The organism is Ramlibacter sp. G4-7 (genome assembly GCF_057784995.1).
This window is the reverse complement of record NZ_JBYNTT010000013.1, coordinates 138,813-159,431: the sequence shown is the minus strand read 5'-3', so window position 1 is coordinate 159,431 and position 20,619 is coordinate 138,813. Positions and strand designations below refer to the sequence as shown.

The window sequence follows — 20,619 nt, the reverse complement described above, 5'->3', positions numbered from 1 at the left end:
CTGCTAGCGGCGGGCAAGCCAAAGAAACTCGTCCTCGGTGCCCTGATGCGCAAGATCCTGGCGATTGCCTACGGTGTACTGAAGTCCGGAAAGCCGTTCAATCCCGCACTTCACGCTTGACTTGCGAGACAGTATCTACATCAATCGGCCTTGATCTGCGCGACGCGGATGATGCGCTCCCAGGTGGCGCGCTCGGTGGTGCCCAGGGTGGCGAGTTCGGCCGGCGTCATCGCAATGGCCTTGGCGCCCTGCTCCTCCGCCTTGCGCCTGAACTCGGGCGTCTCCACCACCTGGCGCACCGCGGTCGACAGCTTGTTCTGCAGTTCGGCGCTCAGGCCGGCGGGCCCGTAGACGGCGAACCAGGAGGACGCCACCAGCGGCACGCCCATCTCGGTGGCCGTGGGCACGTCGGGCAGCGCCGGCAGGCGCGCCTTGCCCGTGACCATCAGCGCCTTGAGCTTGCCCGCGCGGATGTGCGGCAGCAGCGGCGGCGGCGTGGTGATGGTGAGGTCCACCGTGCCGGCGAGCAGGTCGGTGAGCGCCGGCCCCGTGCCACGGTACGGGATGTGCGTCATGTAGGTCTTGGTGAGGTCCTTCAGCAGCTCGGTGGTCACGTGCTGCAGCGCGCCGTTGCCGCTGGAGGCGTAGTTCACCTTGCCCGGATTCGCCTTCACGTAGGCCAGGAACTCCTTGAAGTTGTTCGCCGGGAAGCCGGGACGCACGACCATCACCTGCGGCGCGTCGATCAGGTGCCCGATCGGCTTGAGGTCCCTGGACGGGTCGAATCCGGCGACCGGTTGCAGCAGCGGCGTGATCGACTGGTAGCCGGAGTACTGAACCAGCAGCGTGTTGCCATCGGCCGGGGCGCGCGCGACCAGCTGGCCCGCGATGTTGCCGTTGCCGCCCGCGCGGTTGTCCACCACCACCGGCACGCCCAGGATCTTGCCCAGGGGCTCGGCCAGCATGCGCGCGGAGATGTCGGTGGTGCCGCCGGGCGCGGAGCCGACGATCAGCGTCACGGTGCGGCCGCCTTGCGCCAGCGCGGGAAAGGCCAGGGATGCGGCGCCGAGGGTGGCGGCGCTGACGAACTGTCTGCGGGAAAACTGCATGGTTGGTCTTGCGAAGTGGAATCAGGAAAGGGCAGCGGCGCGCAGCTCGTTGACCGCGGCGGGCACGGGATGCAGCTGCGTCGTCGGGCCCGCCTTGGCAACCTGGCCCGGCACCTCGTGGCCGACGATGGCGGGCAGCGCGCGCGCCACCTGCAGCAGCTTGTCGAGATCCACGCCGGTGTCGTAGCCCATGGCCTGCAGCATGTGCAGCGCGTCCTCGCTGCTGATGTTGCCGCTGGCGCCGGGCGCGTACGGGCAGCCGCCCAGGCCGCCGAGCGAGCCGTCGAAGCGGGTGATGCCTCTTTGCGCGGCGGCCAGCACGTTGGCCAGGCCCATGCCGCGCGTGTTGTGGAAGTGCAGCGTCAGCTGCAGGCCGGCAAAGCGCTGCTGCAAGGCATCGCACATGCGCGCGACCTGCGCCGGGTGCGCCATGCCGGTGGTGTCGCAGATGGTGAGGCCGCGCACGCCGAGATCGGCGAAACGCTGCGCCCACGCCAGCACCACTTCCTGCGGCACCTCGCCCTCCATGGGGCAGCCGAAGGCGGTGGACAGCGACACGTTGATGGGCGTGCGGCCGTCGACGAAGCGGATCACTTCCGACAGCGCCGCGAAGCTCTTCTCGCGCGGCATGCGCAGGTTCGCCAGGTTGTGCGTCTCGGAGGTGGACATGACGAGATTGAGTTCATCCGCCCGCGACTCCAGCGCGCGCTCCGCACCGCGCAGGTTGGGCACCAGCACCGTGTACTCCACGCCGGGGACGCGGCGGATGCGGCCCATCACCTCCTCGGCGTCCCGCAGCATGGGGATGGCCTTGGGCGAGGTGAAGGAGGTGACCTCGATCTTGGCGTAGCCGCACTCGCCGAGCGCGTCCACCAGCGCCACCTTGGCGTCGGTCGAGATGAACTCGGGTTCGATCTGGAAGCCGTCGCGGGTGACGACCTCGTTGAAGAAGATACGTGTCATGCCTGTCCCTTGATGACGCCGCGGCTCTTGAGCCCGGCGATCTGTTCCTCGGTAAGCCCGAGCTCGCGCATCACCGTGTCGGTGTCCTGGCCGATGCCGGGCGCATTGCGCCGGTGGCTGCCGGGGGTGCGCGAGAGCTTGGGGATGATGCCCGGCACGGTGAGCAGGTCACCGTCTTCCAGGCGCACCTGCTGCAGCATGCCGCGCGCCGCGTAGTGCGGGTCGGCTGCGATGTCGGCCACCGTGTAGATGCGACCGGCCGGCACGCCGGCGGCGTCGAGCGCGGCCAGCACTTCGTCGACCGTGCGCGTCTTCGTCCAGGCGCCGATGGCGGCGTCGATTTCCTCCACGCGCGCGACGCGGCCGGCGTTGTTCGCGAGCCCGGGGTCGTTGCCCAGGTCCTCGCGGCCGATGGTGGTCATGAGGCGCTTGTAGATGCTGTCGCCGTTGCCGGCGATGAGCGCGTAGCCGCCGTCGCTGCAGAGGTAGGCGTTGCTCGGCGCGATGCCCGGCAGCGCGCTGCCGCCCGGGCCGCGCACGGCGCCGAAGGCGCTGTATTCGGGCAGCAGGCTTTCCATGCAGTTGAACACGGCCTCGTACAGCGCCACGTCGATCACCTGCCCCTGGCCGGAGCGCTGCCGCTCCTGCAGGGCCAGCAGGATGCCGATGACACCGTGCAGTGCCGCCAGCGTGTCGCCGATGCTCACGCCCACGCGCACCGGCACCCGGCCCGGCTCGGCGGTGAGGTGGCGCAGGCCGCCCATCGCCTCACCCACCACGCCGAAGCCGGGGCGGTCGCGGTACGGGCCGGTCTGCCCATAGCCGCTGATGCGCAGCACGACCAGCCGGGGGTTGGCCGCGATCAGCTCCTGCGGATCCAGGCCCCAGCCCTCCAGCGCTCCGGGACGGAAATTCTCGATCAGCACGTCGGCCTCGCCGGCCAGCTTGCGCACGATCTCCTGCGCGTCCGGGTTCTTGAGGTCCAGCGCCACCGAGCGCTTGTTGCGCGACTGGACCTGCCACCAGACGGAGGTGCCGTTCCTGAGCAGGCGCCAGTTGCGCAGCGGGTCGCCCGCGACCGGCGGCTCGATCTTCACCACGTCGGCCCCGAAATCGGCGAGCGTCTTGGCGGCGAAGGGGCCCGCGATGAGCTGGCCCATCTCGATGACCTTCAGCCCCGCGAGGGGGCCGCTCTGTGTGCTTGTCTCCATGGGCGCGCAGTGTGCGCGCGGGTCGGCCGGGCGTCTATTGCTCTTTGCGGCGGCGAGCTTTCGCCTTTTGCGAAGGCTCGGCGGCGAGGAAGCGCACCAGTTCCTCCACGGCGGGATCCCGGCTGCCGGTACGCGTCGCGACCAGCAGCCGGCGCGTGGCCCAGGGGTCCGAGAGCGCGCGCCAGCGCAGCTTCATCGCGCCCACGATCGGCAGGGCCGCGGTCTTGGGCAGGATGGCGATGCCCAGGCCCGAGGCGACGAGGTGGCACACGGCGTCGAAGCTGCGCACCTGCATGCGCAGCTTCAGCGGCTTGCCGGCGGCGTGCGCGGCCTCCTGCTTCTTCTGCAGCAGTGCCGCGCCATCGCTGAGGCTGATCCAGTCTTCATCGAGCGCGCTGGCAAACGGCACCGCGCCGCGCCCGACCAGCGCGTGCCGCGCAGGCAGCACCAGCACCAGTTCGTCGTGGCGGAACAACTGGCAGTCCAGCCCCTGCGTCTCCACGCCTTCGACGAACACGCCGAGGTCGGCGCGTCCTTCCCGCAGCGCCGCCACGACCGCGGAGGAGACCTGCTCCTCCAGGTCGACCCGCACGTCCTCGCGCAGCTGCGCATGGCGTGCCAGCAGCGGCGGCAGGAACTCGTTGATCGCGGCGGTGCTTGCGCACAAACGCACATGTTTGGCGATGCCGGAGCGCAGGTCGGCCAGTTCGGCGGCCATCTGCTCGAGGTTCTGCAGCAGTCCGACCGCATGTCGGGCGAACACGCGGCCGGCGGCCGTGGGCAGGACGCCACGCCCGTGGCGCTCGAACAGCGGCTCGCCGACGGCGTCTTCCAGTTCCCGGATGCGGCGACTGGCCGCCGCCAGGGCCAGGTGCGCCTCCCGGGCGGCCGCGCTCAGGCTGCCGTGCTGCACGCAGTCCACGACGAGGCGGATCGACACCAGGTCGAAGCGGGCAAGGTTGGTGCGGGGCGCGCCGGTGCTCATGCGCGGATGGTAAGGGGGCGCTTACGCAAGCTCGACAATATTGCGCCTTTCTGACGGGACGGGCGCGCCGGCGCGCGCACGCGCGGATTCCTGCCACCATGCGAAGCGTGAGTGAACCCGCCCTGCCCCTGGCGCTGCTCGTCGAGGACGACGAGGCCATCGCCTTCGTCCTGCGTTTCCTGCTGGAGCGCCTGGGCTGCCGCGTGGTGTCCGCGAAGGATGGCGTCGAAGGAATGCAGGCCATCGAGTCCGGCGAGGTCACGCGCCTCGTGCTGCTGGACATGATGCTGCCGGTGCACGACGGCCTCACGCTGCTCGGTCGCCTGCGCAGCCTGCCCCGCTGGGAGGGCGTGCCGGTCGTGATGCTCACCGCCAAGGGCGACCAGGGCTTCGTCGACCGCGCCTACGCCGCGGGGGCCAACGACTTCGTCCGCAAGCCCTTCAATCCCACCGACCTGATGGAGCGGCTGAAGCCGCTGCTCGCCGCGGCCTAGCGGTACACCCTCACCTCGAATCCCTCGTCGGCCTCCGGCGCCTGGAAGAACGAGGAGATCGCTTCGAACTGTTCGGGCGTCAGGTGGTGCGAGCCTTCGGGCCGTTCCACGTTGCGCACGTCGATGCGCGCGAGACAGGTGTCGTCGGTGCTGTCGACCCAATGCAGCAGGTGGCGTGCACCCGCTTCCTCGCTCACCGACCGGAACCACGCCCGCGAGGCCCTGGTGTTGGCGGGAAAGTCCAGCACCACGTCACGGCCCGAACGAAGCAGATCCACCACCAGCGGCCCCACCACCGTCTTCAGGCGCTGCGAGCACCTGCGGTAGTCGTCGAAGGTGTGCATCTGCTCGCCGTACAGGCGCGCCAGCCAGACGTCCTCCGGGATCAGCGTCGCGCCCTCGGATTGTGCGACACGCTTCGCCAGCGTGCTCTTGCCGGCGCCGGCCTTGCCGCAGAAGAAGTGGAGGCATGCGTTCATGGGCGGATTGTGCGTACCCCGGCGCTAGGGAGAGACCAGGACGACGGCACCCTCGCCCGCCTCCAGCAACTCGATCGCCGCCGCCGCGGCCTTGCTGAGGTCGATGATGCGGTCACGCACGCGCGGGCCGCGGTCGTTGATGCGGACGTCCACCTCCATGCCGTTCTGGACGTTGCGCACGCGCACGAGGGTGCCGAAAGGCAAGGTGCGGTGCGCCGCCGTGAACGCGTTCATGTCGAAGCGCTCGCCGCTGGCCGTGCGCCGGCCGTGGAAGCCCGGTCCGTACCAGGAAGCCTTGCCGCGCGCGATTTCGGCGCCGGGCGCCTTCCACGGGACGGCCGCCTCCGGCGGTGGGCGGACGCGCTCCGGTGGGGTGGCGCATCCGGCCAGGACCGCCAGCGCCGCCAACATCAACCCGACACGACTGTTCATGGCCGGCATTGTAGAAAACCGGCCATCCCGGGTTCCGGCGCAATAATTCGCCCATCCCCCCCAGGTCCGGGAGCGCGCCATGAGTGTCACTGTCGCCGAACTGCAAGCTTTCGCGGAAGCATGGAACCGGCACGATGCCGATGCGCTCATGGCCTTCATGAGCGATGACTGCGTGTTCGAAGCCTCCGCGGGGCCTGAGGTTTGCGGATCGTCGGCCGTGGGCCGCGAAGCCGTCCGGGCCGCATTCTCGGAGGTGTGGAAGACCTATCCGGATGCGCAGTGGCGATCGCCGCGGCATTTCGTCTGCGGCGATCGCGGCGTGTCGGAATGGACGTTCACGGGGACCCGGGCGGACGGCAGCCGCGTCGAGGTCAACGGGTGCGACGTCTTCACGTTCCGGGGCGGCAAGATCGCGGTGAAGAACTCCTACCGCAAGAACAGGCCGCCGCTTCCCGCCAGGTGAGGACAGCCGCAACCCGCGACCGCGTCAGGGCGCCGCGCCCATCACCAGGCCTTCGATCTGGTGCTTCTGCACGATGGGCTCCAGCCGGTCCACGACGCGGCAGACCAGGTGCTCGCGCGCGATGCGGGGCAGCGACTCGTGGTAGTCGCGCGTGACCATCATGTCGTGCAGGGCGGCGTGGCCGGCGCCGGGCGCATCGACGCCGATCACCAGCACCGGACGGCAGATCGGCGACGGGTGCTCGGTGCCGCGGTGGATGGTCAAGGCCGAACGGCAGCTGATGTCTCCGGCTTGCGGATACTTGCGCACCGCCAGCGCGTTGTAGCGCGGGAACTCGCTCGCGGGCGGGAACATCCCGGCCTTCCAGTCCGCGCCCTGCTCCCATTGGGTGCCGTGCGCGACTTCCAGCGGCCCCATGTCCTGCGTGACGTCCACGCCGGTGACGTTGAAGGCCAGCGAGGTGATCCGCCGCCCTTCATAGGTCTGCGGCGGCGAGGGGAAGTCGCGGTGCCAGGGCTGGTACTGCGCGCCCTGGAAGGGCACGTCGAGCCCGATTTCCACGATCTGGTACCGCGGGCCCAGCACCGCTTCGCACATGCCGACCACCCAGGGATGGCTCACGAGGTCCGCGAAACCGCGGAAGGCCTGCGGATGCGCCTCCACGTACCAGCGCCGCGGCCCGCGGCCCACCGCGCCGCCGGGGCGCTGGATCGCCTCCCAGAAGGCGGTCATCATGTCCTCGCGCAGCGCTTCCACCCAGGCACGCGGGAAGGCGCCCTTGCACGCCGTGATGCCGTCCTCGTACAGCGCCCGCACGCCCGCATCCGTCGCCGGCACGGGCGGCCTGTCCTGCAATTCGTTCATGCGCGCGACGGTAGCAGCACCGGCGGCGCGACAGCCTCATCCGTTGCCGCATTTGGCGGCGCTTCGTGAAAATGCACCGCCACAGTGACGAGCCCGGCTCGGGCAGCCGGTCACGGCCGCGGCGCCGCGCCCTCCGCCTGCGTGTGCAGCCAGGCGATGAAGGCCGAGGTATCGCTCTTGCTGAAAACCTCGTCCGCGCCCAGCCTCTTGCAGTGCGCGGCGATCGCCGGGCTCGAATAGCTGCTGAAGACGGCGATCCGCCCATGCGGCGACTGCCGCCGTGCGTGCGCAATCACGCCGACGCCGGAGCCCTGGTCGAGGACGAGGTCGATGATGGCCAGGTCCCAGGCGCCGGGGTTGTCCTCCAGCCAGAGGGTGGCTTCGCCTTCCCCGGCCGCGGCGGCGACGATGCGCAGGCCTCCGACTGCCGCGCAGACGTCCTCCATCAGGTCACGCATGTTGTGAAGGTCTTCGACCAGGAATACACGAACTGCCACGGCGTACTCGCTGACTGCCTGTTTTTTGTGCATTTTCTGGTGGGTGACGGCTAGGACGTACGCCGTGTAGCGAAAAGGGATTCCAACTGACGGCCAGACCCGCGCTTTTCCCGGAGGGACTTGCCTGTCAGCCTACAAACGTCGCGCGACACCCGGACGCGACGGCGCAGCCAGGAGCGTCCGCGCGGACGGTACACTTTGCCGCGCCAGCCCAGGTCCTCACGCATGCCGCCCGCCAGACTCTCGCTCTTCGACTATCTCAAGGCACAAGAGGCCTTGATCGAGCACGAGAAGCGGCTCGCCGACATCGCCCAGCAGGTTGCCGCGGGCAAGTTGCCGGTGTCCGCGCTCGACCAGGAAAACCTGATGGTTCAAGCGCACCGTGAACTCGTCAAGGTGGTCCTGGAACGGGTGCTCGCGGACATGCGGCAGCCCTGAGAACGGGTGGTGCTCCGGGGATTTCCGCACCATTTCCTCAATCCGACGGCGTCTTCTGCACGGATCCCACCAGCGGCGTCTCCGCCGCGGGCCCCGTCTTCCCCGCCCGCGCGTTGAGCACCATCTCGCCCATCCAGTGCACCAGCAGCGAGGTGTAGTTCTGCTGCCAGGACTTCTCGGACAGTGCGTGGTCGGCCCCGGCGATGACGCGGTACGTCACCGACTGCGCCTCGGCGAAGGCCTTCTTGTAGTTCTGGATGGTGGGGTGCGGCACCAGGTCGTCATGCTCGGACTCGACGATCAGCACGTCGCCGCGAAACTTCGCGCAGGCGGCGAGCGCGCGGTTGGCCTGCGGGTCCAGGTCGCGGCGACGGTAGGCCTTCAGCCGCTCGCGGTCCAGCGAGTTCTTGGGCGCGTCCCACTCCGCGTCCTCGTAGAGAGCCGGCACGCGCAGCCCGAGCCAGCGGACTTGCCGCAGCGACGTCGCGATCGCCGCAAGGTAGCCGCCGTAGCTGCTGCCGACGATGGCCACGGCACCAGGATGGACCGCGGGGTGCGCGACCAGCACGTCGTAGGCCGCAAGCAGGTCGCGCAGGTTGTCTTCGCGCGTGACCTTGTCCCGGTCCGCGTGGTGGCGCACGTGGCCGCGCAGGTCGAACGTGAGGCAGATGCAGCCCATGGCCGCGATCTCGTGCGCCCGCGCGATGTACTGGTCCTGGCTGCCGTCCCAGCCGTGCACCAGCAGCACGCCAGGCACCAGCGTGTCGGGCCCGACCAGGGTGCCGGCAAGGTGCTTGCCGTCCACGGCGATGTCGAGGCTGTTCGCGCGCGTGGTCATGCGGCTTGCAACACCGTGTACTTGGCGAGGGGGCCCACCCGCGGATCGACACCGCGGTAGTGGACGGTGGCATCGGGCGGCGGATCGAAGCCTTCGCCGAACACCTCGCGGCACGAGGCCTGGACCACCTGGCACCGCGCGTCCGCCTGCAGGCGCTCCAGGCCGGCGAGCTCGGCGCCTGTGGCGCCGCCCACCCGCCAGGACTGCTCCAGCACCGCGGAACGGACCGCGCCGGCCGCGTCGCGCCCCAGCAGCACGTCGTAGTTGCTGCGGGACGCATAGAACTGCGGGTAGCAGGCGCGCACCGCGGCATCGTAGCGCTGCGCCTGCGCGATGGCGCGCGCGGTGTCCGGCCCCGGACCCGAGTCGACCAGCGCATCGAAGCCGCCCCGCACCACGGTCAGGTCGGAGCCGCCGTAGACGAGCAAGCCCCGGTTGTTGTGCGTGTTGTGCTGCACGCCGAAATAGCTGGCCGTGATGCCGGCCACGCGCACCTGACCGATGCTGAACGTACGCAGTTCCTCGAGGTTTTCCTCCAGCACGAGGCCGTGCGCCGCGAGCTCCTGCGGGTCCATGGCCGACAGTGCCTGCTGGACCTCGCGCTCGTCCCGGGCCACGGACTGGCCGCGGCTGCCGCTGGCACGCACGGGCTTGAGCCGCACCGGACCCTGGGCCAGCAGGCGCTGCCCCGCCGCGCGGGCGTCGTCGATGTCGAAGGCCGTGTAGCCCCGCAACACGCACCCTGCGAGCGCCTGGCTGAGGCCGATGCTCCACCCGGGCACGGCCGCTGCCTCGGCGCCGACGAGGCCGTGGCTGATCGCCTTCGTCGCCACGAATGCGTGCGGGACGACGCCGCCGAACAGGTCATCCGGCCCCGTGATCCCGAGCGCCTGCGCCTGCTGCGCCGTGAGCGTCTGGTGCGGGATGAAATACACGGGGCCGGAAGGCGGCGCGCTCCCCGTGTGGAAGCCCCCCGCCCTGGCGCCGCGCAATGCCGCGACCTGGCGCACGAAGGCCAGCAGCGTGCAGCTTTCGTGCTCGCTGAGTCGGGCAGGAGCGTCTGGCGCGAGCGCGAGCACCACGCCTGCGCTCCTGGTCTGCGCATGGGAAGGCACGGGCGCTTTCCTCGTCGGTTCGCCTCAGGATGGCGCCGCACGGCCGGGCCGGCTGTCGGACAATGCGCCAATCGGCCCACGGGAGAAAGCAAGTGAAATTCCTCTGCCTGGCCTATGGCGACGAAGCGGGGTGGAACGCGCTGAGCCAGTCCGAGAAGGACCGGCTCCTCGCCGCCGACAAGGTGATCCGGGACCGCGGCAACCTCGTGTCCGCGGTCCGGCAGGAAGTGCGCACCGTGCGCAACCGGGATCGGCTCGTCGTCACGGAAACTGCGTACGCGCAGCACGGGCTGCCCCTCGCCGGCTTCTCCGTGATCGAAGCCGCTTCGATGGACGAAGTGATCCAGCTCGTGGCGCAGACGCCTTGCGCGCGCGCCGGGGGCTGCATCGAGATCCGCGCGTTCTGGGATACCCAGGGCAGCTGACGTCGCGCACTGACGCAGATCAAGGCTCGCGCCGCCCGCGCGCAGCACCATCTCCCCACGCCCACCGCCGGCGCACGTGGAGATCCCCATGGACGAACCCCTCAGGCAGAAGATCCTGGCCCTGCTGGCCCAGCACCGGATCATGACCATCGCGACCCTGCGCCCCGACGGCTGGCCGCAGGCCACCACCGTAGGCTACGTCAGCGAAGGCCTGACGCTGTGGTTCCTGTGCGGCCGCGAAAGCCAGAAGGCCGCCAACCTCGCGCGCGACAACCGCGTGTCGCTCACCATCGACCACGACACGCCGGACCTGATGGCCATCACCGGGCTGTCGATGGCCGCGCGCGCGCACCGCGTCACCGACCGCGCCGAGGCCGAGATGGTGCTGCGCATGCTGCCGCTGAAGTACCCCGACGCGCCGCCCTCCACGGCGAACATGAAGCTGCCCGGCCCGGACGAAGTCGCGATCTTCCGGGTGCAGCCGGAGATCGTCTCGGTGCTGGATTACACGCGCGGCTTCGCGCATACCGACCTGGTGACCTGCTGAACGCGGGAAGGCAGCCAGCCTCCTACGCCAGCGGGATGTGCAGCAGCGTGGAGTTCTTCACCTCCTCCATCACCGCATAGGTGCGCGTCTCGCGCACGCCGGGCAGCTGCCACAGCACGGTCCCGGCGAAGGTCCGGTAGGCCTCCATGTCCGCCACGCGCGTCTTGAGCAGGTAGTCGAAACCGCCCGCGACCATGTGGCACTCCAGGATCTCGGGATGGACCTGCACGGCGGCGCGGAACTGCTCGAACACGTTGGGCGTGGTGCGATCCAGCAGCACCTCGACGAAGACCAGCATGCCGGCACCCAGCAGCCTGGGATCCAGGCGCGCCTCGTAGCCGACGATGTAGCCGTCGCGGGTGAGCCGCTGCACGCGCGCAAGCACGGCGGTGGGCGACAAGGCGACCGCTTCGGCCAGCTTCAGGTTGGAGATGCGGCCGTCGGCCTGCAATTGCTGCAGGATGCGGCGGTCGGTGCGATCGAGTTCTTCGAGGCTGGGCATTCTGCTAGTGATTTTCTCCGCGCAGACGGGAGAAAACGAAACAATATCCTAGCCAAATCGCGGACCATTGCGGATGTCACGTCCACAACGGCAGTCCATGAGCACCACCCTCGCACCGCCCCCGCGCATCTTCCAGGCCTTCCACGAACCCTCGGATGCCGCGGCGACGCCGCTGCGGCGCGCCATCACGCAAGCTACTCGCATCGCCGAGCCCGAGGCCGTCGCGAACGTGCTGGAAGGTGCGCGGCTGCCGCCCGCCGAGGCCGGGCGAAGCCAGGCGCGGGCGCTGCGGCTCGCGCAGAACCTGCGCACGCGCAAGGCGTCCGCCGGCCGCGCGGGCATCGTGCAGAACCTGCTGCAGCAGTACGCGCTGTCGTCGCAGGAAGGCGTTGCGCTCATGTGCCTGGCCGAAGCGCTGCTGCGCATTCCCGATGCCGCCACGCGGGACGCGCTGATCCGCGACAAGATCGCGCAGGGCGAGTGGAAGACGCACCTGGGCAAGAGCCCTTCCCTGTTCGTGAACGCGGCCACCTGGGGCCTGCTGATCACGGGCAAGCTGGTGGCGACCCACAGCGAGTCGGGGCTGTCGGCATCCATCGGCCGGCTGGTCAGCGTCGGCGGCGAGCCGCTGATCCGCAAGGGCGTGGACATGGCCATGCGCATGATGGGCGAGCAGTTCGTCACGGGCGAGACGATCGCCGAAGCGCTGGAGAACAGCCGGCCGCGCGAGCGCGAAGGCTTCCGCTACTCCTTCGACATGCTGGGCGAAGCGGCCATGACGGCGCAGGACGCGGCGCGCTATCTGCGCGACTACGAATCCGCCATCCACGCCATCGGCAAGGCATCGGCGGGCCGCGGCATCTTCGAGGGCCCCGGCATCTCCATCAAGCTGTCCGCCCTGCACCCGCGCTACGGCCGTGCCCAGTACGACCGCGTGATGGCGGAGCTGTACCCCGTGCTGGTGCGCCTGGGCGCGCTGGCCAAGCGCTACGACATCGGCCTGAACATCGACGCCGAGGAAGCCGAGCGGCTGGAACTCTCGCTGGACCTGCTGGAGAAACTCGCCTTCGAGCCGCAGCTGCAGGGCTGGATGGGCCTGGGCTTCGTGATCCAGGCCTACCAGAAGCGCTGCCCCTTCGTCATCGACTGGCTCGTCGATCTCGCGCAGCGCAGCCGGCGCCGCCTCATGATCCGGCTGGTCAAGGGCGCCTACTGGGACTCGGAGATCAAGCGCGCGCAGCTCGATGGCCAGGACGGCTACCCGGTGTACACGCGCAAGCCCTACACCGACGCGTCCTACCTCGCGTGCGCGCGCAAGCTGCTGGCGGCGCCCGAGGCGGTGTATCCGCAGTTCGCCACGCACAATGCCCATACGCTGGCGGCCATCCACGAGCTGGCGGGGCCGCAGCGCTACACGCCGCTGCAGTACGAGTTCCAGTGCCTGCACGGCATGGGCGAGCCCCTGTACGAGCAGGTGGTCGGCGACCCGGCGCAAGGCAAGCTGGGCCGGCCGTGCCGCATCTACGCGCCGGTGGGCACGCACGAGACCCTGCTCGCCTACCTGGTGCGGCGACTGCTGGAGAACGGGGCGAACACCTCCTTCGTGAACCGCATCGCGGACGCATCGCTGCCGCTCGAAGACCTGGTGCGCGATCCGGTGGACCTCATCGAATCGTTCGCGCGCAGCGAAGGAAAGGCGGGCCTGCCGCATCCGGCGATTGCCCTGCCGCGCGACATCTACGGCTCCACGCGACGCAACTCGCGCGGCCTCGACCTCACGAACGAGATCCAGCTGCGCGCGCTGGCCGGGCAGTTCCGGGCCGCCGCGCAGCAGCTGCCGCACGCCCCGCCGCTGCTGGCCGACGACACCGCGCCGGGAGAACTGCGCGCGGTGCGCAATCCCGCCTTGCACGCCGACCAGGTGGGCTGCTCACGCGGCACCACGCCGGCAGAGATCGAGCTGGCCCTGCAGCGCGCCGCCGAGGGTGCCCCGCGCTGGGCCGCGACGCCGCCGGCCGAGCGCGCGCGCCTGCTGGAAGCCGCCGCCGACCGGCTGGAGGCCGACATGCCGCGCCTCATGGCCATCCTCCTGCGCGAGGCCGGCAAGACGGCGGCGAACGCGGTGGCCGAAGTGCGCGAGGCCGTCGACTTCCTGCGCTACTACGGCCGCGAGATCCGCACGCATTTCGACAACGCCACGCACCGTCCCCTGGGCCCCGTGGTGTGCATCAGCCCCTGGAACTTCCCGCTGGCCATCTTCATGGGGCAGGTGACGGCAGCCCTTGCCGCGGGCAACGTGGTCCTGGCCAAGCCCTCGGAGCAGACGCCCCTCATCGCCGCCGAAGGCGTGCGGGCACTCTGGGCGGCCGGCGTGCCGCGCTTCGCCGTGCAGCTGCTGCCGGGCCGCGGCTCCGTCGTGGGCGCCCGGATGGTGGCGGACGCGCGCGTGCAAGGCGTGCTCTTCACGGGCTCGACCGAAGTGGCCCGCACGCTGCAGGCCAGCATCGCCGGGCGTGTGGACGCGAGCGGTCGCGCCATCCCGCTGGTCGCGGAGACCGGCGGCCAGAACGCCATGATCGTCGACTCCTCGGCCCTGCCGGAACAGGTGGTGGCCGACGTGCTGGCGTCCGCTTTCGACAGCGCCGGCCAGCGTTGTTCGGCGCTGCGCGTGCTGTGCGTGCAGGAAGAGGCGGCCGACCGCATCCTGGAGATGCTGCTCGGCGCGATGGCGGAACTGCGCGTGGGCAGTCCCGATCGCCTCAGCACCGACGTCGGTCCGGTGATCGACCAGGACGCCAAGGACACCCTGGACCGCCACATCGCCGCCATGCAGGCGCGGGGCCGGCGCGTCCACCAGCTCGCGCGGCGCAGCGAACACCCGCTGGAACTGGGCACCTTCGTGCTGCCGACGCTGGTCGAGATCGGCAGCATCTCCGAGCTGGAACGCGAGGTGTTCGGCCCCGTCCTGCACTTCGTGCGCTACCCGCGCGAAGAACTCGACGGGCTGCTGGCGCAGATCAACGGGACGGGCTACGGGCTCACGCTGGGCCTGCACACGCGCATCGACGAGACGATAGAGCGCGTCACCGCCGAAGTGCACGCCGGCAACGTGTACGTCAACCGGAACATGGTCGGGGCGGTGGTCGGCGTGCAGCCATTCGGCGGCGAAGGCCTCTCGGGGACCGGGCCGAAGGCCGGAGGTCCCTTGTACCTGTACCGGCTGCTGTCGCAGCGGCCGCCGGACGTGCTGGCGCGCGTGTTCCCCGAGGGGGTGGGCAGCGCCGTCGTGCTGCCCGGGCCGACCGGCGAGCGCAACGTCTACAGCATCGTCCCGCGGTCCAGCGTGCTGTGCCTCGCGGACAGCGACGAGGACCGCCTGCGGCAGCTTGCGGCGGTGCTCGCGGTGGGCAGCCGCGCCGTCTGGCCGGCGCAAGCGCAGGCGCTGCGCGACCGCCTGCCGCCCGCCGACCAGGCGCAAGTTGACCTGGCGAGCGACTGGACGGCGCCGGACGTCGCGTACGACGCCGTCCTGCTGCACGGCTCGGTGGAGCGGCTGGCCGAAGTGCAGCAGATCCTGTCGCGGCGCGAAGGCCCCGTCTTGAGCGTGGAACGCCTGGCACCCGGCGAATCGGCGGTGCCGCTGGAACGCCTGGTCGTCGAGCGCGCGCTCAGCATCAACACCGCCGCCGCCGGCGGCAATGCCTCGTTGATGACGATCGGCTGAGGGTCCCGCCTGCGGGGAGCAATGCGCGCGCAAGGCGCTCGCCGAGGCAGGGGATCAGTTCGCCAGCATGAAGCCGTCGAAGAAGGCCGCCAACTCCTGGTGCGCCGCGAGCGGCAGCACGTGCGCGATGTACTGGTCCGGCCGCACCACGACCAGCGCCCCCTGCGCGCGGTCGACACCACGCAGCTCGAAGATGTCCCGCTTGTTCTTCAGGTCGGGCGCGAACACCTTCTCGTAGTCGCGCAGCCCGTGCCGGCCCTTGCGGGGCAGCAGCAGCGCGGGCATCGCTCCGATGTCCAGTTCCGCGTGCGGCTGCTGGAAGATGGCCCGCAGGTCGAACACCGCATCGGGGTCCTGGCCGGCGCGCGTGTACCTGCGCACCGGCGACTCGGGCGCGTCCGCCAGGAACTTGCACAGCGCACGCAGCCCCTGCGGCTGCGAACCGGCGAAGGCATAGAGCCGCCAGCGGCCATCGGCCTTGCCCACGTGCCCCAGCTCCACCGGCTTCGCGTCCGCGACCCGCACCACCGGCGCCGAATGGAAGCGCGTGCCGACCACGAAGCCGCTCGCCAGTTGCTGGTGCTTCGCCTCGCCGGTGATCAGCGAAGGCTTGTAGTGCGTGCCCATGCCGGCCGTGAAGCGGCCGTGCCGCTCGAAGTACTTCTGGAACTCCTTGGGGTCCACGCCGTCGGTGTCGCCGCTGGCGGCCTGCCTGGCGCGGTCGCTGAACATCTTGGCCCACTCGCGGTCGAAGTCGATCAGCTCCTGCGCCACGACCTGCCGCTCGCTCGAATAGGTGTCCAGCAAGGCGGGGGCGGACTGGCCGCGCAGCACCGCGGCGAGCTTCCAGCCCAGGTTGAAGGTGTCCTGCATGGAAAAGTTCATGCCCTGCCCCGCCTTGGGGCTGTGCGTATGGCAGGCATCGCCGGCGATGAACACGCGCGGCATGCGCGTGCCCACGTCCTGGGCCGGCACCTCGTCGTACTTGTCGCAGATGCGCTGGCCGATCTCGTACACCGACCACCAGGGCACTTCCTTCACCTCCAGGGTGTGCGGGTGCAGGATGCGCTGCGCGGCAGCGACCAGGTGGTCCAGCGTGATGCCGCGGTTGGCCACGCGCTCCTCTTCGCCCAGCTTGTCCATCTCCACGTACAGGCGCACCAGGTAGCCGCCTTCGCGCGGGATGACCAGCAGGTTCCCGTGCGCGGACTGCACGGCGGACTTGTAGCGGATGTCCGGGAAGTCGGTCACCGCCAGCACGTCCATCACGCCCCAGGCCTGGTTGGCGGAGTCGCCCACCAGCTGGCGACCGATCGCCTTGCGCACCGCGCTGCGCGCACCATCGCAGCCCACCACGAAGCGCGCGCGTACCGTTTCCTGCCTGCCTTCGTGGGCGGGGTCCGTGCGTTCCATGCGCACGGTGACCGGGTAGTCGGAGGCGCCCCGTTCCACCGACACGTCCAGCAACCGGCGCGCGTAATGCGGCTCCAGCCGGCCGGGCGCGTTGCGCATGGTCTCCAGGTAGAAGTCGTGCACGCGTGCCTGGTTCAGCACGACGTGGGGGAACTCGGACAGGCCGTCCTCCGTGTCCTGCACCCGGCCATGCCGCACGATGGAGCCGGGCTGCTTCTCGTCGGGCTTCCAGAAGGTGACCTCGTTGATCCAGCAGGCCTCCTTCATCACGCGCTCGGCGAAGTTGAAGGCCTCGAACATCTCCATGGTCCTGCAGGCGATGCCGTCCGCCTGCCCCAGCTGCAAGGGCCCGTCCTTCTGCTCGACGATGCAGGTCGTGATGTCGGGGAATGCGGCGAGTTGCGCCGCGAGCGTGAGGCCGGCCGGGCCGCAGCCCACGATCAGCACGTCGACCTGGGGCGGGACGGCATCGGTGTGCGGCGTCGCTGACGCGGCGGCCTCGCACAGGTGGGGATCGCCGGGCCTGAAGCCGTCCAGGTGGAATTGCATCGCTACGCTCCTCGCGGTGGAATGATAAGTATACATATCAGTTGGACGGTGGCAAGCGCTTGGGCACGCGGTCATCAGGGTCACTGCCGCACGGAGCCCGGGCACACGGGCGGCAGCAGATCCGCGCCGGCAAGGCGCGGCACGACACTTGAGCCGCTGGCCGCTCCTGCGGCAAACTGCGCCGCATGACGCGATCCAGGCGCGGACGCTTCCTCCTGCGGACGACCCTCGTGCTGGCCGTGCTGCTGGCCGCCCTCGCCGCGGCGGGGTGGGCCGTGTTGTCCCAACCCCAGTTCGGCGCGCCCATGACCGGCGCTCGCCTGCAGCGGGCGCTCGCGAACCCCCAGTACAGGGACGGCCGCTTCGTCAACCTGGAACCCGAGACGCCCACCAGCACCGCATCCCTGGGCAACTACATCGTGCGGCAGTTCTCCGGCGACGAGGTGCGCGAGCCACCGGCGCCGCTGCCCGTGATGGCCGTCGACCCGGCGGCGCTGGCGGCACCGCCCGCGGCCAGCGGGTTGCGCGCGTTCTGGATCGGCCATGCCAGCACCTACGTGGAGATCGACGGCCTGCGCATGCTGCTGGACCCGGTCTTCGCCGAACGCGTCTCACCCTTGCCGGTCGGGCCACGGCGCTTCCATCCGCCGCCCGTCGCGCTGGCGGCCCTGCCGCGGATCGACGCCGTCCTCGTCTCGCACGATCACTACGACCACCTGGACATGGACACGGTGCGCCACCTCGCGCAGCGCGGGTCGCGCTTCTTCGTGCCGCTGGGCGTAGGCGCGCACCTGGAACGCTGGGGCGTGCCGGTTGCGCAGATCGAGGAACTGGAGTGGTGGCAGGAGCGCAGGCTGGGGAGCGTGCGCATCGTGTCCACGCCCACGCGCCACTACTCGGGCCGTGGCCTGGGCAACCGCAGTTCCACGCTCTGGTCCAGCTGGTCGGTCCTCGGCCCGCGGCACCGCTTCTTCTACAGCGGCGACACCGGTCATGCGAAAGTATTCCAGCAGATCGGCGCCCGCCTGGGCCCCTTCGACATGGCCTTCGTCAAGATCGGCGCCTACGGCCCCGGCCAGTCCTGGATCGACATCCACATGACGCCCGAGCAGGCCGTGCAGGTGCACCGCGACGTGCGTGCGCGGCGCATGTTTCCCGTGCACTGGTCCACCTTCAACCTGGCGTACCACGACTGGGACGAGCCCATCCGCCGCACCGTGTCGGAGGCGGCGCGCGCGGGCATCGAGCTGGTCACGCCGCGCCTGGGCGAATGGGTGGACGCGGACCGGCCGTTCCAGTCCACGCATTGGTGGGACACTGTGCGCCCACACAAGGAGTGACGATGGAAATGCGCAACCTGGGCCGCAGCGGCCTGAAGGTCCCGGCCCTGTGCCTGGGGGCCATGATGTTCGGCGACCAGGCGGACGAGCAGACCTCGCTGCGCATCATCGGCAAGGCGCGCGAGGCGGGCGTGAACTTCATCGACACCGCCGACGTCTACGCGAGCGGCCGGTCGGAGGAGATCGTCGGCCGCGCGATCCAGGCGGACCGCGACGCGTGGGTGCTTGCCACCAAAGGGGGTTCGCCGCGGCCCGGCCCCATCCCCTCCGGATCCTCGCGCCACTACCTGCTGCACGCGCTGGAACAGAGCCTGCGCCGCCTGGGCACGGACCACGTCGACCTGTACTACCTGCACCGCGACGACGCCACGGTGCCGCTGGAAGAAACCGTGCGCGCGATCGCGGACATGGTGCGCCAGGGCAAGATCCGCTACTTCGGCGTCTCGAATTTCCGCGCCTGGCGCATCGCCGAGGTCGTGCGGCTGTGCGACGAGGCGGGCATCGACCGGCCCGCCGCCTGCCAGCCGCAGTACAACGCCATGAACCGGATGCCCGAGTCGGAGCTGCTGCCGGCCTGCGGCTACTACGGCATCGGCGTGGTGCCGTACAGCCCGCTCGCGCGCGGCGTGCTGACGGCCAAGTACGCAAGCGTCGACCAGTTGCCCGAGGGCAGCCGTGCCGCGCGCAAGGACCGGCGCATCCTGCAGACGGAGCTGCGACCCGAGTCCATCGCGCTGGCGCAGAAGATCCAGGCGCATGCGCAGGCGCGCGGCAGCACGGCGTCGCACTTCGCGCTGAACTGGGTGTTGAACAACGCGCTGGTGAGTTCCGTCATCGCCGGTCCGCGCACGCCGGAACAGTGGGACGACTACCTCGCAGCGCTGGGTCAGCCCTTCACGGCCGAAGACGAAGCGCTGGTCGACGGCCTGGTGCCCCCCGGCCATCCGTCCACGCCCGGATTCACCGACCCGGTGTACCCCGTGACCGGCCGGGTGCCGCGCGGGCCCCGCGCCGGCTGAGCCCGATCAGTTCGTGCCCGGAGGCGCCGAGGCAACCGGCATTTCCAGGGGCGGCACGCCCCCCACCAGCGGCAGCCGGAACAGGAACTCGGAGCCCTTGCCGAGGCCCGGGCTCTTGGCCTGCACGGTGCCGCCGTGCAGCTCCACGATCTGCCGCACCAGCGCCAGGCCCACGCCGATGCCGCCCTGGCGCAGCTCCTTGCCCTCCGGCGCCTGGGAGAACAGCTCGAAGAGCCTGGGCAGGACCGGCGGGAAGATGCCGATGCCGGTGTCCTGCACCCGGCACAGCACCTCGTTGCCTTCGGCGCTCGCGGTCACCCACACCGAGCCGCCCTGCTTGTTGTACTTGATGGCGTTGTGCAGCAGGTTGGTGACCACCTGCCGGATGCGCGCCGCGTCCACGCGCACCATCAGCGGACCCGCGGGCATGATGACTTCGAGGGCGACGTCCTTGAGCGCCGCGCGGTCCCGCATGCCGGCGGTACAGTCCTTCAGGAGCTCGCGCAGGTCGAGCTCCTGCAGTTCCAGTTCCACCCGGCCCAGCTCCAGGCGGGCGATGTCCATCAGGTCGTCGGCCAGCCGCTTCAGGACCGAGACCTGGTCGCGCAACTGGTCGGACACCTTGCGCAGGCGGTCGTCCGTGGACAGGCGGGTGATGATCATCTGCAGGTTGCTCAGCACGGCCAGCGGATTGCGGATCTCGTGCCCCAGCGTGCGCAGGAAGGTGTGGGTCTGGTCGCGTGCGTCGCCGAGCTCCGCCACCTTGTTCTCCATGCGCTCCAGCTGCGTGCGCTGGTCCGTCACGTCGCGCAGGATCTTCACGAAGCCGAGGATCTGGCGGTCGGGGTCGCGCACCGCCGTGACCGTTCCCGTCACCCAGATGCGCGTGCCGTCCTTGCGCACGTGCCAGCGCGAGTCCTCGGAGTAGCGGTCTTCCGCCGCGACGTGCAGCTCGAACCCTGGATAGCCGCTGGTCTGGTCCTCGCCCGTGAAGATGAGGGCGACGTGGCGGCCGATCGCCTCCTCGGCGGCGTACCCGAGGATGCGCTCGGCCGCTCCGCGCCAGCCGGTGATCACGCCGGCCTTGTCCAGCACCAGGATGGCGTGGTCGCCGGCCTGCCTCGACCAGAGGTTGAGCAGCATGTCGGTCTCCGCCTCGCGAAGGCCGGATTGCGGGGGATTCGCGTCCATGACCACGATGCTAGAACGGCC

20 protein-coding genes and 1 pseudogene are annotated in these 20,619 nt (G+C 70.2%); 8 read left to right on the top strand and 13 right to left on the bottom strand.

The genetic code is table 11. The features are described 5' to 3' along the window. Window positions 1-140 precede the first annotated feature (140 nt). From AC3EGR_RS18595 to AC3EGR_RS18580, 4 genes are read right to left on the bottom strand one after another with little or no spacing between them, the layout of a single operon-like run. Entirely contained in the window at window positions 141-1,109 is a 969-nt protein-coding gene (locus tag AC3EGR_RS18595) for a Bug family tripartite tricarboxylate transporter substrate binding protein (RefSeq protein WP_488548001.1), read from the bottom strand. Between the two features lie 21 nt (window positions 1,110-1,130). Then, on the bottom strand, window positions 1,131-2,072 hold the full coding sequence (locus AC3EGR_RS18590; RefSeq protein ID WP_488548000.1) for a hydroxymethylglutaryl-CoA lyase: 942 nt from the start codon (window positions 2,070-2,072) through the stop codon (window positions 1,131-1,133). Further along, on the bottom strand, window positions 2,069-3,283 hold the full coding sequence (locus tag AC3EGR_RS18585) for a CaiB/BaiF CoA transferase family protein (RefSeq protein WP_488547999.1): 1,215 nt from the start codon (window positions 3,281-3,283) through the stop codon (window positions 2,069-2,071). Before AC3EGR_RS18585 ends, AC3EGR_RS18590 begins: the two co-directional genes overlap by 4 nt. A 34-nt stretch (window positions 3,284-3,317) precedes the next feature. Then, the gene (locus AC3EGR_RS18580) at window positions 3,318-4,268 is read right to left on the bottom strand and encodes a LysR family transcriptional regulator (RefSeq protein WP_488547998.1); all 951 of its coding nucleotides are present in this window, start codon (window positions 4,266-4,268) and stop codon (window positions 3,318-3,320) included. 107 nt (window positions 4,269-4,375) lie between these two features. Between AC3EGR_RS18580 and AC3EGR_RS18575 the strand changes: the two genes are divergently transcribed. Next, on the top strand, window positions 4,376-4,762 hold the full coding sequence (locus tag AC3EGR_RS18575) for a response regulator (protein ID WP_488547997.1): 387 nt from the start codon (window positions 4,376-4,378) through the stop codon (window positions 4,760-4,762). On the opposite strand, the gene AC3EGR_RS18570 is transcribed toward AC3EGR_RS18575, so the two are convergent. Both AC3EGR_RS18570 and AC3EGR_RS18565 read right to left on the bottom strand, forming a co-directional pair. After that, complete coding sequence (locus tag AC3EGR_RS18570) at window positions 4,759-5,241, bottom strand: P-loop nucleotide/nucleoside kinase family protein (RefSeq protein ID WP_488547996.1); 483 nt, start codon at window positions 5,239-5,241, stop codon at window positions 4,759-4,761. The two genes, AC3EGR_RS18575 and AC3EGR_RS18570, sit on opposite strands and share 4 nt — an antisense overlap. Window positions 5,242-5,265: 24 nt before the next feature. Then, window positions 5,266-5,541 (bottom strand): annotated as a pseudogene (locus AC3EGR_RS18565) (septal ring lytic transglycosylase RlpA family protein); the annotation flags it as partial. A 211-nt stretch (window positions 5,542-5,752) separates the two neighbouring features. Between AC3EGR_RS18565 and AC3EGR_RS18560 the strand changes: the two are divergent. After that, the gene (locus AC3EGR_RS18560; RefSeq protein WP_488547995.1) at window positions 5,753-6,136 is read left to right on the top strand and encodes a nuclear transport factor 2 family protein; all 384 of its coding nucleotides are present in this window, start codon (window positions 5,753-5,755) and stop codon (window positions 6,134-6,136) included. Between the two features lie 24 nt (window positions 6,137-6,160). Here the strand turns inward: AC3EGR_RS18560 and AC3EGR_RS18555 are convergent, their stop codons facing one another. Both AC3EGR_RS18555 and AC3EGR_RS18550 read right to left on the bottom strand, forming a co-directional pair. Next, window positions 6,161-7,000, bottom strand: coding sequence for a phytanoyl-CoA dioxygenase family protein (locus AC3EGR_RS18555; protein ID WP_488547994.1), 840 nt, complete (start codon window positions 6,998-7,000; stop codon window positions 6,161-6,163). 110 nt (window positions 7,001-7,110) lie between these two features. After that, complete coding sequence (locus AC3EGR_RS18550; RefSeq protein ID WP_488547993.1) at window positions 7,111-7,497, bottom strand: response regulator; 387 nt, start codon at window positions 7,495-7,497, stop codon at window positions 7,111-7,113. Between the two features lie 225 nt (window positions 7,498-7,722). Here AC3EGR_RS18550 and AC3EGR_RS18545 point away from each other — a divergent pair, with 225 nt between their 5' ends. Continuing rightward, window positions 7,723-7,935: a hypothetical protein gene (locus tag AC3EGR_RS18545; RefSeq protein WP_488547992.1), complete on the top strand. Its 213-nt coding sequence runs from the start codon at window positions 7,723-7,725 to the stop codon at window positions 7,933-7,935. A 37-nt stretch (window positions 7,936-7,972) separates the two neighbouring features. On the opposite strand, the gene AC3EGR_RS18540 is transcribed toward AC3EGR_RS18545, so the two are convergent. Both AC3EGR_RS18540 and AC3EGR_RS18535 read right to left on the bottom strand, forming a co-directional pair. Next, window positions 7,973-8,773 (bottom strand): alpha/beta hydrolase family protein, encoded by an 801-nt coding sequence (locus tag AC3EGR_RS18540; protein WP_488547991.1) that lies wholly within the window; start codon window positions 8,771-8,773, stop codon window positions 7,973-7,975. Continuing rightward, the gene (locus AC3EGR_RS18535) at window positions 8,770-9,888 is read right to left on the bottom strand and encodes a DUF3182 family protein (protein ID WP_488547990.1); all 1,119 of its coding nucleotides are present in this window, start codon (window positions 9,886-9,888) and stop codon (window positions 8,770-8,772) included. The genes AC3EGR_RS18540 and AC3EGR_RS18535 overlap by 4 nt, the downstream gene beginning before the upstream one ends. A 92-nt stretch (window positions 9,889-9,980) precedes the next feature. On the opposite strand from AC3EGR_RS18535, the gene AC3EGR_RS18530 reads away from it, so the two are divergent. Together AC3EGR_RS18530 and AC3EGR_RS18525 are read left to right on the top strand one after the other, a co-directional pair. After that, window positions 9,981-10,313: a YciI family protein gene (locus AC3EGR_RS18530; RefSeq protein ID WP_488547989.1), complete on the top strand. Its 333-nt coding sequence runs from the start codon at window positions 9,981-9,983 to the stop codon at window positions 10,311-10,313. A gap of 88 nt (window positions 10,314-10,401) precedes the next feature. After that, window positions 10,402-10,860: a pyridoxamine 5'-phosphate oxidase family protein gene (locus AC3EGR_RS18525; protein WP_488547988.1), complete on the top strand. Its 459-nt coding sequence runs from the start codon at window positions 10,402-10,404 to the stop codon at window positions 10,858-10,860. 22 nt (window positions 10,861-10,882) lie between these two features. Here the strand turns inward: AC3EGR_RS18525 and AC3EGR_RS18520 are convergent, their stop codons facing one another. Beyond that, entirely contained in the window at window positions 10,883-11,362 is a 480-nt protein-coding gene (locus AC3EGR_RS18520; protein ID WP_488547987.1) for an Lrp/AsnC ligand binding domain-containing protein, read from the bottom strand. A 97-nt stretch (window positions 11,363-11,459) separates the two neighbouring features. Between AC3EGR_RS18520 and putA the strand changes: the two genes are divergently transcribed. Continuing rightward, complete coding sequence (putA, locus tag AC3EGR_RS18515; protein WP_488547986.1) at window positions 11,460-15,086, top strand: trifunctional transcriptional regulator/proline dehydrogenase/L-glutamate gamma-semialdehyde dehydrogenase; 3,627 nt, start codon at window positions 11,460-11,462, stop codon at window positions 15,084-15,086. 54 nt (window positions 15,087-15,140) lie between these two features. Here the strand turns inward: putA and AC3EGR_RS18510 are convergent, their stop codons facing one another. Next, window positions 15,141-17,048, bottom strand: coding sequence for an FAD-binding monooxygenase (locus tag AC3EGR_RS18510; protein ID WP_488547985.1), 1,908 nt, complete (start codon window positions 17,046-17,048; stop codon window positions 15,141-15,143). A gap of 185 nt (window positions 17,049-17,233) precedes the next feature. Between AC3EGR_RS18510 and AC3EGR_RS18505 the strand changes: the two genes are divergently transcribed. After that, window positions 17,234-18,388 (top strand): MBL fold metallo-hydrolase, encoded by a 1,155-nt coding sequence (locus AC3EGR_RS18505; RefSeq protein WP_488547984.1) that lies wholly within the window; start codon window positions 17,234-17,236, stop codon window positions 18,386-18,388. A 2-nt stretch (window positions 18,389-18,390) separates the two neighbouring features. Next, complete coding sequence (locus AC3EGR_RS18500; protein ID WP_488547983.1) at window positions 18,391-19,407, top strand: aldo/keto reductase; 1,017 nt, start codon at window positions 18,391-18,393, stop codon at window positions 19,405-19,407. A gap of 6 nt (window positions 19,408-19,413) precedes the next feature. On the opposite strand, the gene AC3EGR_RS18495 is transcribed toward AC3EGR_RS18500, so the two are convergent. After that, window positions 19,414-20,598, bottom strand: a complete 1,185-nt coding sequence (locus AC3EGR_RS18495; protein ID WP_488547982.1) for a PAS domain-containing sensor histidine kinase — start codon at window positions 20,596-20,598, stop codon at window positions 19,414-19,416. Window positions 20,599-20,619: the final 21 nt, after the last annotated feature.

Excerpts from the sequence above, each read along its gene's own strand:
- AC3EGR_RS18540 (WP_488547991.1), bottom strand. The coding sequence starts at position 8,773 with ATGACCACGCGCGCGAACAGCCTCGACATCGCCGTGGACGGCAAGCAC.
- AC3EGR_RS18545 (WP_488547992.1), top strand. The coding sequence starts at position 7,723 with ATGCCGCCCGCCAGACTCTCGCTCTTCGACTATCTCAAGGCACAAGAG.
- AC3EGR_RS18495 (WP_488547982.1), bottom strand. The coding sequence starts at position 20,598 with ATGGACGCGAATCCCCCGCAATCCGGCCTTCGCGAGGCGGAGACCGAC.
- AC3EGR_RS18510 (WP_488547985.1), bottom strand. The coding sequence starts at position 17,048 with ATGCAATTCCACCTGGACGGCTTCAGGCCCGGCGATCCCCACCTGTGC.
- AC3EGR_RS18580 (WP_488547998.1), bottom strand. The coding sequence starts at position 4,268 with ATGAGCACCGGCGCGCCCCGCACCAACCTTGCCCGCTTCGACCTGGTG.
- AC3EGR_RS18570 (WP_488547996.1), bottom strand. The coding sequence starts at position 5,241 with ATGAACGCATGCCTCCACTTCTTCTGCGGCAAGGCCGGCGCCGGCAAG.
- AC3EGR_RS18520 (WP_488547987.1), bottom strand. The coding sequence starts at position 11,362 with ATGCCCAGCCTCGAAGAACTCGATCGCACCGACCGCCGCATCCTGCAG.
- AC3EGR_RS18555 (WP_488547994.1), bottom strand. The coding sequence starts at position 7,000 with ATGAACGAATTGCAGGACAGGCCGCCCGTGCCGGCGACGGATGCGGGC.
- putA (WP_488547986.1), top strand. The coding sequence starts at position 11,460 with ATGAGCACCACCCTCGCACCGCCCCCGCGCATCTTCCAGGCCTTCCAC.
- AC3EGR_RS18590 (WP_488548000.1), bottom strand. The coding sequence starts at position 2,072 with ATGACACGTATCTTCTTCAACGAGGTCGTCACCCGCGACGGCTTCCAG.
- AC3EGR_RS18525 (WP_488547988.1), top strand. The coding sequence starts at position 10,402 with ATGGACGAACCCCTCAGGCAGAAGATCCTGGCCCTGCTGGCCCAGCAC.
- AC3EGR_RS18505 (WP_488547984.1), top strand. The coding sequence starts at position 17,234 with ATGACGCGATCCAGGCGCGGACGCTTCCTCCTGCGGACGACCCTCGTG.
- AC3EGR_RS18500 (WP_488547983.1), top strand. The coding sequence starts at position 18,391 with ATGGAAATGCGCAACCTGGGCCGCAGCGGCCTGAAGGTCCCGGCCCTG.
- AC3EGR_RS18560 (WP_488547995.1), top strand. The coding sequence starts at position 5,753 with ATGAGTGTCACTGTCGCCGAACTGCAAGCTTTCGCGGAAGCATGGAAC.
- AC3EGR_RS18585 (WP_488547999.1), bottom strand. The coding sequence starts at position 3,283 with ATGGAGACAAGCACACAGAGCGGCCCCCTCGCGGGGCTGAAGGTCATC.
- AC3EGR_RS18595 (WP_488548001.1), bottom strand. The coding sequence starts at position 1,109 with ATGCAGTTTTCCCGCAGACAGTTCGTCAGCGCCGCCACCCTCGGCGCC.